This window comes from Coleofasciculus sp. E2-BRE-01 (genome assembly GCF_040221695.1).
Taxonomy (GTDB): domain Bacteria; phylum Cyanobacteriota; class Cyanobacteriia; order Cyanobacteriales; family Coleofasciculaceae; genus Coleofasciculus.
In genome coordinates this window covers 1-15,863 of record NZ_JAVKEA010000163.1, presented here as the reverse complement: position 1 = coordinate 15,863, position 15,863 = coordinate 1, and the positions used below count along the sequence as shown (strand labels likewise).

General features: G+C 46.2%; 14 protein-coding genes. 7 read left to right on the top strand and 7 right to left on the bottom strand.

Going from position 1 to position 15,863, the window contains the following annotated elements; genetic code table 11:
- The coding region (locus RIG66_RS20350) for an ISL3 family transposase (protein WP_446380565.1) at nucleotides 1-426 on the top strand (426 nt) is incomplete at its 5' end.
- Nucleotides 427-590: 164 nt separating this feature from the next.
- On the opposite strand, the gene RIG66_RS20345 is transcribed toward RIG66_RS20350, so the two are convergent.
- A complete protein-coding gene (locus tag RIG66_RS20345) occupies nucleotides 591-1,976 on the bottom strand; it encodes a GTP-binding protein (RefSeq protein WP_446380564.1) in 1,386 nt (461 codons plus the stop codon).
- Nucleotides 1,977-2,330: 354 nt separating this feature from the next.
- Between RIG66_RS20345 and RIG66_RS20340 the strand changes: the two genes are divergently transcribed.
- The gene (locus tag RIG66_RS20340; protein WP_446380563.1) at nucleotides 2,331-3,512 is read left to right on the top strand and encodes a PEP-CTERM sorting domain-containing protein; all 1,182 of its coding nucleotides are present in this window, start codon (nucleotides 2,331-2,333) and stop codon (nucleotides 3,510-3,512) included.
- Nucleotides 3,513-3,865: 353 nt separating this feature from the next.
- Here RIG66_RS20340 and RIG66_RS20335 read toward each other — a convergent pair whose 3' ends face one another.
- The gene (locus RIG66_RS20335; protein ID WP_446380562.1) at nucleotides 3,866-5,611 is read right to left on the bottom strand and encodes a mechanosensitive ion channel; all 1,746 of its coding nucleotides are present in this window, start codon (nucleotides 5,609-5,611) and stop codon (nucleotides 3,866-3,868) included.
- 512 nt (nucleotides 5,612-6,123) lie between these two features.
- Here RIG66_RS20335 and RIG66_RS20330 point away from each other — a divergent pair.
- The 4 genes from RIG66_RS20330 to RIG66_RS20315 all read left to right on the top strand — a co-directional run bounded on the left by RIG66_RS20330 (nucleotide 6,124) and on the right by RIG66_RS20315 (nucleotide 9,912).
- A complete protein-coding gene (locus RIG66_RS20330) occupies nucleotides 6,124-6,582 on the top strand; it encodes an SRPBCC family protein (protein ID WP_446380561.1) in 459 nt (152 codons plus the stop codon).
- A 71-nt stretch (nucleotides 6,583-6,653) separates the two neighbouring features.
- Nucleotides 6,654-8,441: an SLC13 family permease gene (locus tag RIG66_RS20325; RefSeq protein ID WP_446380560.1), complete on the top strand. Its 1,788-nt coding sequence runs from the start codon at nucleotides 6,654-6,656 to the stop codon at nucleotides 8,439-8,441.
- 209 nt (nucleotides 8,442-8,650) lie between these two features.
- Nucleotides 8,651-9,700: a D-alanine--D-alanine ligase family protein gene (locus RIG66_RS20320; protein ID WP_446380559.1), complete on the top strand. Its 1,050-nt coding sequence runs from the start codon at nucleotides 8,651-8,653 to the stop codon at nucleotides 9,698-9,700.
- 68 nt (nucleotides 9,701-9,768) lie between these two features.
- Nucleotides 9,769-9,912: a hypothetical protein gene (locus RIG66_RS20315; RefSeq protein WP_446380558.1), complete on the top strand. Its 144-nt coding sequence runs from the start codon at nucleotides 9,769-9,771 to the stop codon at nucleotides 9,910-9,912.
- A 341-nt stretch (nucleotides 9,913-10,253) separates the two neighbouring features.
- Here the strand turns inward: RIG66_RS20315 and RIG66_RS20310 are convergent, their stop codons facing one another.
- The 3 genes from RIG66_RS20310 to RIG66_RS20300 form a co-directional block, all read right to left on the bottom strand.
- The gene (locus RIG66_RS20310) at nucleotides 10,254-10,598 is read right to left on the bottom strand and encodes a hypothetical protein (RefSeq protein WP_446380557.1); all 345 of its coding nucleotides are present in this window, start codon (nucleotides 10,596-10,598) and stop codon (nucleotides 10,254-10,256) included.
- Nucleotides 10,599-10,772: 174 nt separating this feature from the next.
- Nucleotides 10,773-11,246: a helix-turn-helix domain-containing protein gene (locus RIG66_RS20305; RefSeq protein WP_446380556.1), complete on the bottom strand. Its 474-nt coding sequence runs from the start codon at nucleotides 11,244-11,246 to the stop codon at nucleotides 10,773-10,775.
- A gap of 267 nt (nucleotides 11,247-11,513) precedes the next feature.
- Nucleotides 11,514-12,143, bottom strand: coding sequence for a hypothetical protein (locus tag RIG66_RS20300; protein ID WP_446380555.1), 630 nt, complete (start codon nucleotides 12,141-12,143; stop codon nucleotides 11,514-11,516).
- Nucleotides 12,144-12,236: 93 nt separating this feature from the next.
- Here RIG66_RS20300 and RIG66_RS20295 point away from each other — a divergent pair, with 93 nt between their 5' ends.
- Entirely contained in the window at nucleotides 12,237-13,391 is a 1,155-nt protein-coding gene (locus RIG66_RS20295; RefSeq protein WP_446380554.1) for a helix-turn-helix domain-containing protein, read from the top strand.
- Nucleotides 13,392-13,586: 195 nt separating this feature from the next.
- Here RIG66_RS20295 and RIG66_RS20290 read toward each other — a convergent pair whose 3' ends face one another.
- Nucleotides 13,587-14,849, bottom strand: a complete 1,263-nt coding sequence (locus tag RIG66_RS20290) for an AAA family ATPase (protein ID WP_446380553.1) — start codon at nucleotides 14,847-14,849, stop codon at nucleotides 13,587-13,589.
- On the bottom strand, nucleotides 14,846-15,863 hold a 1,018-nt coding region (locus RIG66_RS20285), incomplete at its 5' end, for a tetratricopeptide repeat protein (protein ID WP_446380552.1). The genes RIG66_RS20290 and RIG66_RS20285, both read right to left, overlap by 4 nt.

Genomic DNA, 15,863 nt, shown 5'->3' with positions numbered 1-15,863 from the left:
TTATTCGGTAGCTTAAAGGGGAGTAAATATACACTACTAAAATCGGAAATAAAATTATCAAAAAAGCAAACTCAAAAATTAGAGCAAGTCAAAGAAGCTTCGCCTTTAATTGGAATTATGCATTCATTAAAAGAAGAATTGCATAAAATATTTGAAGAAAGTCAAAACCTGGGAGAGGGAACTTTAAAACTAATTGATTGGTTAGACAAGGCTCAAATTTACTATAAAAAAAGTGTATCAGCAATAAAACGATGGTTTGCCGAAGTCGTGGGTTATTTTGAAAGTAGAACAACAAATGGAGTCGTTGAAGGAGTTAACAATAAGCTGAAACTATTAAAAAGGTGTGGATTTGGCTTCATGAACTTTAATAATTTTACAATAAGCGATTTACTTCTGTTGTATTATAATAAAAGTTTAGCACACTAAGTCCGGAATACCCGTTTTGTTGAGAGGTTATCGGTTGATAGCAAAATTAAACAGCTAAACCCGCCCCTACAAATAACAAATGGCAAATGACGTAGCTTGCTTCTCGCTTGCGCGAGTATGACATAAGACGCTCCCCACCACAAGACTTATTCAACAGACCCTATTTATAAATGTTGACCCAATTCCTGTCGCAGGCGATAGAGAATCATATCTGGTTCAACTTGATTAAGAATATCTTGAATCACCGTACTCGCACCTAAAGATCCCCAAGTGCAGCCTTGTTCCAGATACACTTGCGCCGCATGACCAACCGTATACGCCCCATACCCGGCAATTCCAGCTTGAGTCACGGCGGTTCCAGCAAAAGCCGTGACTCCACCAATACTGGCAACGGCTGAAGCACTTTTACCCATTCCCAACAGCGCACTACTTCCCAGTTCACCCAACAGTAAACCACCGGAACTCATTAATATTTTGCGCCATAATTTTCCCGCTTCATAACTTGTCATCGGTAAACCGTAGAGTCGCGATAAGGAACGAATCAGTGCCAAGTCTGCTACAGTTCCCCCTAAGATATCCAACAAACCAATCGGATTCAGTGCTACTGCCAAGGCTTTATACTTAGCAAAACGCCAGATTAAATCTTCGGCGTCTGCTTTACGTTGTGCCACAGTTTTCTGGGCAATGCTAACTTGGGCAGTTCGGGCTTGAAACAGGGCATTAAGTGCCAAGAGCGATCGCCCTTCGCGATTGAGTATCCTTAAAATGGCTTGTTGCAACTCATCCACCTGCGGCGGTAGGGTTTCCCATTCATAATTGACGGTTCCATCGGGTAATTCCACCCGCACTTGTATGGGAGAGGGTTCTGCGGCGACCCGAACAATCTCCTCTGGTGATAACATTTTTTGTAAGCGGCGATCGCGCGGAGTCCCTGTACCCAGTTCTTGCAGTTGCTGGTAAATCGCCTCTCTATCCTGTTCTGGATACAAATCAATTTTGTTAAATACCAGAATCAGCGGCTTTTGGGCTTGTCGCAGTTCCGACAACGCCAGATACTCCGTGCGAGTAATATCCCCAGCCACGACAAATAAAATTAAATCCGCCTCAGACGCCACCTGTTGCGCCATCTGCGCCCGTGCTTCTCCCTGAACTTCATCCAATCCCGGCGTATCAATTAACTCAACTTGCACTTTCCCCTCACCACCAGGCGTCCAACGTACCGACTTGGGCCACTGGGTTACCCCATGTAGGGGACCTGTCTGCAAGATTTTCTGACCCAGCAACGCATTGACAACAGCCGATTTACCGCGACTGACTAAACCAAAGGTGGCAATACGAATCACGCCTTGGTCAAGTTTGTCTAAGCTAAACTGCAATACCTCCAATTCATTCTGGAGGGCGGCTTGCAGTTCCACATCGGGAAGGGGGCGGCGGTGATGCAGGTTGTTGTACCAGAATAAAGTGTGCCGCAAACTGGCACGAGCGCGGTGAATATAGTAGTCTTGGCGATTGCTGGTGGGTTTAGGGGAAGGGGATGGTGATTGACTCAAGGTTAGATGGGAAAGGATGGGCTACAGTTCTATTTTCGTATAATTAGCGCTGCATGTTTCGGCTACGACTCAGGATTCTCTAGTTTGGAAACAATTCTGAGTTTTTTTATTTTATCGTTATTAGTGTAGGTTGGGTTTCGACTTCGCTCAACCCAACGATTTAGCAAGTGAGACTATGACGGCAAAAGATCTCTTTCACGAAACAGTCAGACGTGGGTTAGAGCAAGATCAGTGAATTTATTTTCACAACTCTCAATAAAAATTAAAATCTAGTAAAACAATATTCGACAATTCTAAATTTTAGATTTAAAGTTTAAACAAATAAACATAACTGTAAATAGTTAGGAATATTACATGAAAACTATCACTCATAAAGTCAGCACGTTTGGACTAGCAACGGCGACATTACTGGGACTTACTGCTTTCCAACCTGCGGAGGCGGCATCGATGTATACGGTGACTGACCTTGGCTCATTCGATAACGATCCTGTTCCCATCGCAATTAACGATACGGGTCAAATTGTTGGCAGTAGTGGATTTCTTCCTTTTGTGGAGAATGGGCGTGCCTTTCTTTGGGAAAACGGCGTGTTCAGTGACCTTGGCAATTTAGCAAATTTAGAGGGTTTCAGTAGCGAAGCCTTTGATATCAATGACTCCGGGCAAATAGTCGGTCGGTCACAGGTGAACTCACTAGATCCCTTCGGCAATTCTTTTTCTCCTAATCATGCTTTTCTCTGGGAAAATGGCACAATGACTGACCTAGGAACATTCGGTGGTGTAAATAGTTCGGCATTCGGCATCAACAATAGGGGTCAGGTCGTCGGTTCGGTAGAAAATAATAGCGGTGAAGAACGTGCCTTTCTCTGGCAAGATGGTATGGTAACTGACCTCGGTACTTTAGGAGGTAGCACCAGCGTAGCAGTGAGAATTAATGATTCTTCTCAGATAGTCGGTGGTGCAGAAACAAGCAGTGGAAATCAGCACGCCTTCCTCTGGGAAAACGGCGTGATCACCGATTTGGGAACGCTGGGTGGTTCGAGTAGTAGTGCTTTTGATCTCAACAACTCTGGACAGGTCGTTGGTCATGCCGACCTTGAGGGTTCTTTCAACCACCACGCCTTCCTGTGGCAAGATGGCACGATGACAGATCTGGGTACGCTGGATGATCTTCCTACAAGCGAAGCAAACGGCATTAACAATGCAGGTCAAGTGGTTGGCTATGCCTATGATGTGGACAGTTTAAGATTTGCTCCTTTTCTCTGGGAAAACGGGGTGATGATTGACCTCAATAGTTTAATTACTGCTGATTCAGGTTGGGAACTATTTATTGCCAACGATATAAATAATGTTGGACAAATTACGGGGATAGGCTTGATTAATGGTACACCCCGTCCTGTTTTGTTAAACCCTATTTCTGACCCGACGGCAGTCCCAGAACCTCTGACTATTCTTGGTTCAGCTACCGCTTTAGGATTTGGAGCCTTATTCAAGCGAGAGCATTCAAGAAGACGAAAAAAAGCCAAGTCAAACGATTAATACAAGAAGACTTACGCTCCATCCGTTTAAAGTGAAAAGTAAGCCGTTCGAGTTCCCTCCCCTTTAAACTGAAGTTCCCCCAGCCAAAAAATCAAAACTGCCTCACCGTGCGGCTTTCCGCGATTTTTGAGGAGCTTGAGCGTTAAAACCATTACGGTATAAGGCTTTAGCCTTGTTTTGGGATACAATCTGTTAATGTTGGGGTCATTAACTTAAATTGCCGAAATGCTTGGTATATCTATATTTGGGCATATTGTGACCCCTTTTTTTCATCTTTTTGTGAAAAATCCAGGAGAATCCCCTGCACGTTTTGGCAGGGGATCGAATTCAAAGCTGTTGGATTCTCTTTCCCGTTATTGGTAGGGTCCGGGGGGTCTGTCTTCTTTGAATGAAGATAACCATTCACGAACTTGACCCGCCGCAATATCGCGAGATCCGAGTCCAAACGCCAGCGCGATCGCGACAGCAATTGCGCCTAAGAGTAAGCCAAAGGCTAAATTTACGATGTCGCCAGCGATACCCATTTGTTGCAGCGCCATCGCAGCGGAAAAGGAAATAATCGCAATCCGAGCTGCTTGTGCCAGGATTTGGGATTGGCGCGATCGCGAACTGGTAATCAAGTTAAAGGCAAGATTCGCAAAGTACAAGCCAACCGCAAAGACAATTAACCCCGCCAGAATCTGACCCGCGATGACAATAATCCCGGTGACAATTGTGGTTAAGGCTTCAAACTGCAAGACATTCGTCGCAGCAACCGTAGCAAACAAGAGGATAGCAATGAATGCAATAATACCTACCAGTTCTGACGGTGTACGAATGGAGGGAGTTGATTCCGCTTGAACCCGCGTTTCTGATCCAGTCTCTGGAGTGGGTATGCCTAACTCCGAAGGTTCAGCAGGGGGGGGAGTGGGAGCAGGACGACTGGGACGAGGTTCCGGTATCCCTATCCAGCGATAAACATTATTAAAGCCAATGCTGGCGAGAATATTGGTAACTAAATCCTTGACAAACTGACCGATTACATAAGCAATCAACAGAATCAACGCTGCCGTAAAGATTTTCGGTAGAGCATCGAGAATCTGATTTAACATCGCGATCGCAGGCTCTGAGATCGCCTCAATCTGTAAGGCATTCAGCGCGGCGATGCCGACGGGGATCAAAATTAAGACATAAACAGTCGTGCCAATAATCCAGGACAGTGATTTCCCTCCGGGCGCACTTTGCAGTCCAAATCGCGCTCCTAATTGATCCGTTCCGGCGGCTGACAACAGATTGGTGACGATGCGCCGCACAACCTGAGCCACTAGCCAACCTGCTGCCGCAATTACAAGCGCTGCCAAGATATCTGGCAAAATTGCCAAAATTTCATTCAGCAACTCCTGCACTGGGCGCAGGGTTCCTTCCAAGCCCAGAGTGCTGAGAATGGAGGGCAGAAACAGCAGAAAAATGAACCAGTACAGAGCGTTCCCCATGGTTTCGCTCAGGGAGAACTGGTTGGTTTGACGTTGAGTCTCACCTGCTCCAGAACGGGGTGTCTCGTTGACTTGTTCACCCAAGCGCTCATCCAAACCTAATGCCCGTAATCCTCGGGTTGTAATCAGCTTGACCAAGCTTGCCAATAACCAAGCCACCACCACCAGAATTGCCGCGGCGAAAATCTGGGGCAAGAACTCCAGGATTTTGTTGAGGAAATTATTCAGCGGTTGAGAGACGACCTCAAGCTTCAACGTCTGCAGAACCGCTACCACCGTGAAGATGATGATAATCCAGAAAACTGCACCGGCTACCCATTTTTCGATCGGCGGTGCTTCTGCTCCTTGTTGACCGCCAGAAAACCACTCGGCAATTTGATTGTCGATACGGGTGCGGTTGAGCAGTCCTTTGGTAATTGACTTAGCAATCAAGGCAACGATCCAACCGACAATCAGGATCAGGATCGCGGCAATTAGATTCGGCACGAAGCTACTCAGATTGTTCATAATTCCCTGAACACCAGCCTGAGTTTCTTGGATGGGTGCTGGTGTGTCTTGGGCTAAGAGGGGATGCACCCAAGGGGGCACACCTCCAATTGGGATAATTCCTTGCCAAGGTTGGTTCATAGTCTTCCTTATCTAATTATTCTCTAACAGTAAACGCAGTCACACACAATCTGTGACTTTCAGGCTACAACTCATCGAGTATTTATAGTCCTCTCAATCCATCGATATCTTTGTCTCCATGTTTTTGGGCTAATTCAAGATTTTTCGCCTCCGAGCGTCATTGCTATCGTTGTTCCACTGATTACGGCGTCACCTCTATCTTTATGGGGAATTTGGTGACAAAAATCAAGCTTATGTTAGTTTTTTACCTCAAATCAGCTTTTTTTGGGGTTCATCAGGGTATAGCATCTCTCTTTGTCAAATAGGCGAGGCAAGTGAAGCCGATCGGAAAACCAGATGCTCTCATCCCTGATCTGGCGTTGCCAAGAGTTTCCTGATCTCCGATTTGCCTCGTCTTCCTCCCTTTCTGCACAATAGAGGAGATTCGATCCGGATTGAGTCCGATACAGCGAGCTAACGCTGTAGTAATACAAGTCAGATTACCAGCTATCGAGACCCTATTATCGCTTTAAATGTCCAATTCTCAAGTTTTTGAACAATCTATTCCCATAAAAGCCAGTGCCACTACTGTTGAGCGCTGTATAACGGATCTGACGCTGATGCACCGCTGGCTCAATCCAGCCCTGCGTTGTTATCCGGTGGGGGAGTGGAGTACAGATATTGGCAGTCGCAGTCGCTTTGTGATTCAAATTCCGCTAGTGCAGCCTACCCTCAACAGCGTCGTTGTGGAACGGGAACCCGGTTTAGTCGTTTGGCAATTCCAAGGATTTTTCCGAGGGCGCGATCGCTGGGAATGTCAACCCACGATTCGAGGTACGAGGCTGCTGAATCGTTTTGAGTTTGAAATTCCCAATCCTCTGGTCAGTTGGGGCTTTAATAGCTTTGCCACAAGATTGACACAGCAGGATATGAAAGCCCAGCTACGCCGCCTGAAAAGAGTCGCTGAACAGATGTATCAAGGGACGGATTAATAATTTCAGCGAGTATATTAGATTCAGTGCTAACCCGAACGCTACTTGCCACTTAATGCATCTCACCCGCTATGACGACGATTCTTCTCACCCTCGGTGTTATCCTACTGACCCTGATTTTATTCATCAGCGAATGGTTGCCCGTTGATATTACCGCACTCACAATTATGGTGCTGCTGATCGTGCTGGGATTAGTCACCCCAGAGGAAGGCATATCTGGGTTTAGTAGTTCCGCCACGATTACCGTGATGGCAATGTTTATTCTCAGTGCCGGAATTGCCCGCACGGGTGCGATTCAAATCGTTAGTGAACTCCTAGTGAAGTGGGGAGGTAAAACCTCCTCGCAGCAGATTTTAGCCTTGGGGGCAATTGCGGGTCCGATTAGCGGTGTGATCAATAATACCGCCGTCCTGGCTGTCTTTCTGCCGATTGTGGAAGATTTATGTCGCCAACAGCGGATTTCTCCCTCCAAGCTTCTCATTCCTTTGTCTTATGCCACCATTTTAGGGGGAATGATTACCGTAATTGGCACATCCACCAACATTTTGGCGAGTGGTTTGTCGGATAAATTGGGGTACGGTACATTCAGTTTATTTCAGTTCACCAAATTAGGACTACTCACCTTCACGATTGGCTTAACCTATCTTGTATTAATTGCCCCCCGGCTATTACCCAATAAAAAAGCGGCGGGTAGTGATACTCAAGAGTATGGACTTCAAGACTATGTGAGTGAAATTGTGATCTCACCAGGTTCCAGCTTGGTTGGACAAACGTTACGTTCGACTCAAATTCAGCGTAAATTTGATATGGACGTACTCGAGATCATCCGTAACGACACCCGTTTTGCCCAACCTCTGGCTGATAAAATATTGCAGCCTGGAGATATTTTAGTTGTTCGGGGTAAACGGGAATGTTTACTGAATATTAAAGCGGAACGGGGGATCGATATTTTGCCCGATGTCCAATTTGGCAAGAAATCCCTCGAAGAAGACTTAACATCTGGGGAAGATACGATCGCAGAAGTCTTAATCTTGTCCAACTCTGATCTAGCCGGATCTACCCTTAAAGACTTTCGATTTCGGCAACGCTATAACCTGACGGTATTAGCCATTCGTCGTGGACAAGAATTTGTTCGAGAACGGTTGGGAAAAGTTCCCTTACGGTTTGGGGATTTGCTCTTGGTACAAGGACCCAAGCAAAGTTTTGTCGGATTACAAAACAGTCGCGATTTGTTAGTCTTTGAGCAACGAGACATGGAGTCGTTACGGCGAGAAAAAGCTGGAATTGCTGTAGCAATTGGTGTGGGTGTTGTTCTAGTTGCGGCGTTTGACCTATTCCCAATTTTGGTTAGTGCCTTGGCGGGAGTGGTTTTAATGGTCGTCACGGGCTGTCTGAAACCTGGGGAAGTGTATAGTGCGGTTCGCTGGGATATTATCTTTCTCTTGGCTGGATTAATTCCGTTGGGAATTGCCATGGAAAATTCGGGAACGACTAAATGGTTAGCCGATAATTTAGTTTCCCTAGGCAGTAATTTTTCGCCCTACTGGATGCTGACGTTTTTCTTTCTGATTACGGCGTTATTGACTGAGGTGTTATCCAATAACGCTTCGGTGGTTTTACTCTTACCCATTTCAGTGCAAGTGGCTCAGACGTTGGATCTCAATCCCTTTGCCTTTATGTTTGCTGTCACCTTCGCCGCGTCAAATAGTTTTATGACACCGATTGGGTATCAAACCAATACGATGGTCTACAGTGCAGGAGGTTATCGGTTTTTGGACTTTTTCCGCGTGGGCGCTCCCCTGAGTCTTTTGATGACTTTTGTTATTCCCCCGTTAATTATTCTGCTTTATGGTTTATGACGATTTGTCTTATGTCTTATGTCATTCGTCCTTTGTCCGCAGGAGGGTGGGCAAGCCCAACTAATGATAATATTAGGGTCTTTAAGTTTATAAGTGTTGCCCACCCTACTTAAATCCGTTTTATTGAGACGGCTGCTAGATCGGAGTATTACGAAACCCGCCATGACCAAGTAGGATAAGTTTTTGACCCATCAACAATCGATAAAAACATGACAAAAGTACGAATCGGGCTGCTATTTGGGGGACGTTCAGGAGAACACGAGGTTTCGATTTGTTCAGCACAAGCGATCGCGAAAGCGTTGAGTACGCCGCCGAATACGGAGAAGTATGAGGTTTTACCGATTTATATTCAAAAAGATGGCATCTGGCAACCCCCAGACATCGCCCAGCAGGTTTTGGCATCGGGAACGCCTCTAGAAGCCAATGGAGACGGAAACCTCTGGCAATTTCCGCCTCAGGTGGCTGACGTGGAGGTTTGGTTTCCCATCTTGCACGGACCCAATGGCGAAGATGGCACGATTCAAGGCTTGTTAACGTTAATGCAGGTTCCTTGTGTGGGTTCGGGTGTCTTAGGTTCAGCAATGGCAATGGATAAAATTGCCATGAAACAGGTATTTGATCAAGTGGGACTCGCCCAAGTGAAGTATAAGGGATTGAGTCGCGCCCAAGTGTGGTCAAATCCCTGCGTTTTCCCGAAACTGTGTGATCAGATTGAGGAAGCGTTAGGGTATCCCTGTTTTGTGAAACCCGCTAATTTGGGATCATCGGTGGGTATTGCCAAAGTGCGATCGCGAAGTGAATTAGAAACAGCGTTGGATAGTGCCGCCAGTTATGATCGCCGGATTATTGTAGAAGCGGGAGTCGTGGCGCGGGAAGTCGAATGTGCGGTTTTAGGGAATGATAATCCGAAAGCATCTGTGGTAGGTGAAATTAGTTATACCAGCGATTTCTACGACTATGAAACTAAATATACAGAAGGTCGTGCCACGTTATCGATTCCCGCACCCTTACCTGATGGTGTGACTCGTCAGATTCAGGAGATGGCACTCAAGGCATTTGCGGCGGTGGATGCAGCGGGTTTGTCACGGGTAGATTTCTTTTATGTAGAGGCGACAGGAGAGGTTTTGATTAATGAAGTCAATACCTTACCCGGTTTCACCGCCACCAGTATGTATCCTCAACTTTGGGAAGCCACTGGTGTGCCGTTCCCTCAATTAGTTGATCAGTTGATTGAATTAGCCAAAGAACGGCAAACCTAAGTAGAGGCTGCTGAATAAGTTTTGTGGTGAGGGGGAGCGGGGGAAGCTGGGGAAGCCAATGTAGAGACGTGCCATGGCACGTCTGGGAGCTGGGGGAGCAAGGGTACATTTTTCCTGAGCAAGGTGATGCCATATATTTAAAGAATACTACCCGAATTGGTCATTGGTCATTGGTCATTGGTCATTGGTCATTTGTCAATGGGAAACTGTAGGGGCGACCCGCTTGCTCTAATTTCCAACACCAGTCCATTCAATTGGGTCGGGTCGCCCTTTACTTAAGATTGTAGATTGTCTATGGATTAGACTCAGGAGGGCAAAGCCAATCTAACAATTCAGCCGGAATATCTTCATAACGTTCTAACACAAAGTCCATCAAGGCAAGATGGCGTAAATCTCTGGGTTGAGGACGGGGATAGTTGAGCCTTGCTGGTAGGTAAGTTCACCAGGGGGACAGTTTGGTTTTAACATGGAAAAAGTCTCCGTTTATGGGGTAGTCACAAGTCGGCAGAAAGCGTCGGAAACTTGGTGCTGGCTTGTGACACATTTAGGTTTGTTAGCGGTTGGATAAGTAGACATATCGCTGCTGGTGGATTATTTCGAGTCGGGATAATGCCTCTGGTGTATAGCGTTGGGCTTCAATACATATTGATTGCCACAGGCGATCGAGGGCATTTAGATTGGGACAGTAGCGTATAAGGGTACGACAAGCAGCAATCCACTGTTCAATCTGGCGATAACTGACAAAGTAACCACCGATTCCTTTGATATGTACCCAAAGAACGTTATGCCATTTTTCCCAGTTGAGGATACGCTCTTGGGGGATGTTCAGGTGTTTGGCAATTTGCCCAAGGGTGATGACGAAGGTTTTGGGGTTGATGCGATGGCGTATGCGTTGCATGGCTTTATTGTTGGGGTAGATGTTGCCGTCTAGGAAAACGGAGAGGACTTTGGGTGAGCCGCAGTCAGGATTTACGCTTAAATACAATGTAGATTGTATATTGTTATAGTAAAACTTACATTGTAAAATGTCAATACATCCGTTGAAAAATATTCTGAACTTTTAGCTTTCCTCTCAATACTCGAATCCAGCTTGTTGAGCGATTAAAGTTAGATATTTCGATGTAGCGAGAGTCGGTTCATAAGCGCTGTTTTCCCACTGGCTAACCGTTTGCTGATACACACCAAGCTTTTGGGCAAACTCTGCCTGGGTTAAACCCATGTGGCGGCGCAGTGCTTTGATGAGTTGAGCATTCCATAGCACAGTGTCACCCACGCGCTGAACTTTGGGTTTAGCCGTAGGTTGGCGGAATGTCACCCGTTGTTGCTCCAAATCCACATCCTCAACCCGATATCCAGCTTCCATCCAAGCAGAAGCTTGCAGTGCGCCTTTGCTGCGATTGCTCCACCATGCCCGTTTTTTGTGTGCTGAGTCGGGTAAGGTGTCATTCATAATTTCCTCAATTTCTGCAAAGGTGAGAATGACTTCCGCTTGATTGCTCTGACGCAGAAATTCCAGGAGTGGCTGATACTTACTATCTGGCTTCATGCTGCAAAACCTCTACGCCAATCAACGTCTGTGGGTTGAGATGCTGGTGAGATTTCTGGATTGGTGCAGTGGGAAAGGGGCATGAAGCTGTTCTAGGGGACTCTTGACCATCTCTAGGATGCCAGAAAATTGGGGTGTGCGATCGCTCTATCCTGCCAAATTGTCATTAGTAATCGAATCCAGCCTGATCAGTGAATAACAGAAGAGGTGAATGTAGGGGCACCATCCTTGCGCCCTCACCCCCTGCATCTATCCTGATGAGAAACGCTATAATCGCTGTCGCAGTTGTTCTTCAAAGCTCCGTTTCAAACTAAATTGAGCGTTAGCCATGCCTTCAATTAGGGTATTGAGTTCTGCTTGCGGTGGCTTCTTCGTTTGCACCCAAGCCTCAAGAATATCTGGCAAAGTCAGATGGGGAATTTTCAAATCTTTGGCTACTTCACAAGCTTTATCATCCGACGAAAGGAATACTGCCTGCACTTGATAGCGCTGGGCTAGCACCAAGCAAGCTACCTCACCTTTACCTAACTGTGGATAGTTTGTCTGAAGTATCTCTCGCTTGTAGAGTTCCTCCACCGTTAAAATTTCAACAACAAGGCTTCCTCGATCAAAATGTTGATTGAGCTGCTCTGCATTTTTGAGCCAAGTTTGGAAACGCCGAGATTCTGTTAGCGGGAGTTGTTGTATCCGACGCTGAGCGTATCGCAGTCCCCTAGCGAGTTCACTTAACTCCTCATCGTTGGCTTCTAGAGGAAGACTATCCTCATCGCGGTTATAAACTTCAGTGGGAAACCGCCCACAGGAGACATTGATAGCGTCTAGCAGAATTTCTATTCCTTGGGGGTGGGCAAAACTCATAACCCGCAGGACTACGGTATCTATAATAATTTGCGTCATACCAATTAACTGTTAATAAAAATAAATATAAAATATTATATTAACATTATGTTAATATGAAAATCAGCCTCAGCCTCTTTCAGGCTAATTCAGATGAACATGAATTACGAAATCCTAGGTCAGCGCCTGCGGCTAGCGCGTGAGCGATCTCGAATAAGTCAAACCGAAGCCGCTCAAGTTATAGATGTCACGGCGGCAGCTCTAAACCAGTATGAGAGCGGGAAGCGTCGGGTGGATGCTCTTACCTTGGAGCGTCTATCTCGGCTTTACGGAGTACCCCTGCGATCGCTGTTTGGCGAAGAAACCGTTCAATCCGACTGGGAAGAAGCATTACGGCTTAATTCTGAAACTATTTCTGCTTCCAGTAAAGCGGTAATTGCCCGTTTGATTGAAAAAATTTATGCTCTAGAGGAACTCTACACTCAGACAGACACTCCTTTTCCTGGCGTTTCTCACCCACCTTTTGCTCCTCTTGCCAATCGCCTCTTACTTGAAACTGAGACGGCGGTGTTAGCGGCTCAAAAGGCTCGATATCACTACAACTTGGGAATGGCTCCCCTAATTAATTTGCGAAGCTTCTTAGAGGCTCAAGGATTAATGATATTTATTCTTCCCTTTGGCAAGGAACAAAATGCTATCTCTGGGCTATTTTTGTCTCATCCTAAACTGGGAAATATTATTGCCATTAACCAAACCCAGACTGATACTCGTCTCTCTTTTAGCTTGGCTCATGGATTAGCTCATTGTCTCTATCAACATGACCAATCTGCTATTCTTTGTCACCATGGAGATACCAATCCGTTGGAATGTTTTGCTGAAAAATTTGTTGCCTACTTCCTGATTCCTTCAGCAGCATTGCAGGAACGTTTACATAGTTTTGGAGTAAAACGGGTGAGGCATCCGGCGGAAGTTGTGCATTTAGCGCACTATTTCGGCGTTAGCTATGAAGAAATGTTAGTTCGATTGGATTGGGAACATCAACTTGCAGGTTCTCAGGAAGATTTTAAGCAGATTCAGCCCGCACATTTATCTCGAAACTTGGGTTATAGTTCTTACTTTGAGAGTGGAGAGGGGTTTATTCCTGTGGAAAAACGTTTACCCAGAATCTTCCTCGAACTTACCTATCGTGCTGTTCTAGCGGACAAATTATCCCTGCGACGGGTAGCGGAAATGTTGGGTGTTAGCGATATTGAATTAGAGGATCGGCTGTGTACGAGTGAGCAAACACTTGAAGAAATTGCCAGTTAATCAAGGGGTGTGTATGGAGTGCGATCGCGCAGAGTTTGTAGTCAGCGTTTTAGCGCTTCTGGCACTAAAGTGCCTACTACGAAACCCGCTTAAGTCAGCGACATTCAGCTTAAGTCAGTGCCATTCAACTTAGGATTGGGGTCACTCATCTGATCAGCGCTACAGGTTTTCATTCAGCAGCTTCTACCATTGAACTCAACTATCTATGGGTGGCTCCTCGTCCGCCGGGGGGAGAGGAATTGGGGCGAATGTTTTGGTATCGTCTTGGTTGATCTGATGCGCCAAATCTGCCTCTTCTAATCGTTCTAAATAGGGCAAAACTTGGCTAAAACTGCGGAAGCCTAACTGTTCCAAATCATCTATCGTTATCGTTTCATCTGAAAGGCTACCTCGCTGCTGCAATAAAGCACGAACTCGCTCTTCTTGCACGTTCAATGCAGCTTGTTGGCGCAAGGTTGGCTCTGCTGCTTTTAAACCCTTGTCCAAAACCTCTGGGGTAATTTTATCGACCTGAAGATTTGCCGCCGTTGACAAGACTGTGCTACCCAATCGGTTGAACAGACGAGGTTTACCTAGAGAAACCTGACAAAAGCGCTTGGCTGTGTCGGGTAGAAAGGGTAATACAGAACGCGGATCATTCGGATCAGTGGAGTTATTTTTAATCCGCGCACTGCTAAGATAATTGATCAGCATCTGATAGGTGGTTTCCTGATCCATTTCTTCTAGCTTGAGTTGTAGGTCAAATAAACCGCGTTCACTGGTGAGTAAATCTCCCATTAAACCCATTGGGTGTCCCGTCAGCAAGAACCAGGCTGGACCTTTTAATGTACCTTGAGCATCGTGCATTAATTGCCTGACTCGATGGGGGTTTTGCTTGTCTAGATCATCAATCGCAATCACCACACCTTCGGGATATTTCTTTTGCGCCCGATTTAAAAGGGTGTTGAGGCTGACAGTGGGATATTGGGGTTTGCTGATGGGTAAATCTTTCTCGCTAGTCTTGGCATTTATCACCATATTGCCCCCGACTTCGGAGCTGCGTTCCTTCAAGACTTTTTCAGTAGGAATCCCCATCTGATACAGTTGACGTTGCGCCCATTCGTCATCTGTCATTTCTTGCGCTAGGGCAATTAAGGCGGTTGTGGCGAGATCCAAATTAGCGGGTAGGGAAATGTAAGTGGTCAGCATTTTCGGAAGCTTGCGGCGCAGCACGGATATCACTTCTAGCAAAAAGGCACTTTTGCCAATTCCTAACCGACCATAGACTAGAATACGGCGACGTTCACGACTTTGGAACAGATTAAACACTTGGCGCAGTTCATCTTGTCGTCCCGTGAAAATATGGTTCAGGGTTTCGCTTCGCAAATCGGTGGGGCTTTCGGTAAAGGGAATCTCTTTGAGTCCTAAACGCTGAATATTGTTTACCGACTGGTCAAAAATATCGTCAGCCGTGGTCATACATAAACCTCCCTTGCTTGTCGTTCCATCGCTCGTTGTGCTGCTTGATAGAGATTATCCACTTCCGCAGCTTGGTCGGTCTTTTTCAATTGATGATAACGCTCACGGGCTTTAAATAGTTCAGCCATGCCTTTTTTCAGATATCCTTGAGACACCAGTACACTCCCCAACCCATGACGACTTTTAGCGATACCGGGTGCATCGTTGAGATGGTCATACAGGCGTAGGGCATCCCGATAGTAGAGGCGGGCATTATCCCAATCACTGAGCGTTTCGTGGGCGTGTCCGATTTGGAAAAGAGCATTAGCGTGGGCTAGCTGATCGCTTCCCGTGCTAAGTTGGTTAACGCTGTTGAGTAGAAGTTGTAGCCCTTCCTGCCATTGTCCATCGTGAACCAGACGACTGCCTAAAATGGATTGGGTTGTGGGTATGGCTTGCCAGATCTGCTGTCTATCGTAGTGTTCTGGGCTAATTGCGTCTAAGGCAATTTTATACGCCTGCAATGCCTGCTCTAAGTCACTGGGATTTGGGTTGTATTCGTAGCGACGGGAGAGGGCGTTTCCTAAGCGATACTGGGAGTCGATAAAGTTGGGACTGCGGGGAACTGCAATTTCTAGGGCTTCCTGTAGCAGAGTGATGGCAGTATCTAAATTATTGATATTTTCAGTTAGTGTGGCACGTTGCATCAGTGCTTCTGCTAAGTTGCTTTGCGTTTGAGCCCATTTTTCCGGGAATGCCTCACGGGTATAAACCTGTAAAGCCAACTCGTAGCTTGTGATTGACTGTTCCAAATTCTCAGCGCGTTCTCCCCGAATGCGATAGCTATAGGCATTGCCAAAATTGTTTTGTGTCCGTGCCCAATCTTGAGGTAATGCCAAGCGGGTTCTTACTTGTAAAGATAAATCATCGGCAGTGATCGCATGCACTAAATTCTCGGCACGTTCTCCACGAATGCGGTAAAGATAGGCACATACAAAAATGTTTTGATTCAACGCCCAATCTTGAGGGAATGCC

Bases quoted from the DNA above. Each gene is read 5' to 3' on its own strand.
- RIG66_RS20320 (WP_446380559.1), top strand. From the start codon at position 8,651: ATGACAAAAGTACGAATCGGGCTGCTATTTGGGGGACGTTCAGGAGAA.
- RIG66_RS20295 (WP_446380554.1), top strand. From the start codon at position 12,237: ATGAACATGAATTACGAAATCCTAGGTCAGCGCCTGCGGCTAGCGCGT.
- RIG66_RS20335 (WP_446380562.1), bottom strand. From the start codon at position 5,611: ATGAACCAACCTTGGCAAGGAATTATCCCAATTGGAGGTGTGCCCCCT.
- RIG66_RS20330 (WP_446380561.1), top strand. From the start codon at position 6,124: ATGTCCAATTCTCAAGTTTTTGAACAATCTATTCCCATAAAAGCCAGT.
- RIG66_RS20305 (WP_446380556.1), bottom strand. From the start codon at position 11,246: ATGAAGCCAGATAGTAAGTATCAGCCACTCCTGGAATTTCTGCGTCAG.
- RIG66_RS20310 (WP_446380557.1), bottom strand. From the start codon at position 10,598: ATGCAACGCATACGCCATCGCATCAACCCCAAAACCTTCGTCATCACC.
- RIG66_RS20290 (WP_446380553.1), bottom strand. From the start codon at position 14,849: ATGACCACGGCTGACGATATTTTTGACCAGTCGGTAAACAATATTCAG.
- RIG66_RS20325 (WP_446380560.1), top strand. From the start codon at position 6,654: ATGACGACGATTCTTCTCACCCTCGGTGTTATCCTACTGACCCTGATT.
- RIG66_RS20300 (WP_446380555.1), bottom strand. From the start codon at position 12,143: ATGACGCAAATTATTATAGATACCGTAGTCCTGCGGGTTATGAGTTTT.
- RIG66_RS20340 (WP_446380563.1), top strand. From the start codon at position 2,331: ATGAAAACTATCACTCATAAAGTCAGCACGTTTGGACTAGCAACGGCG.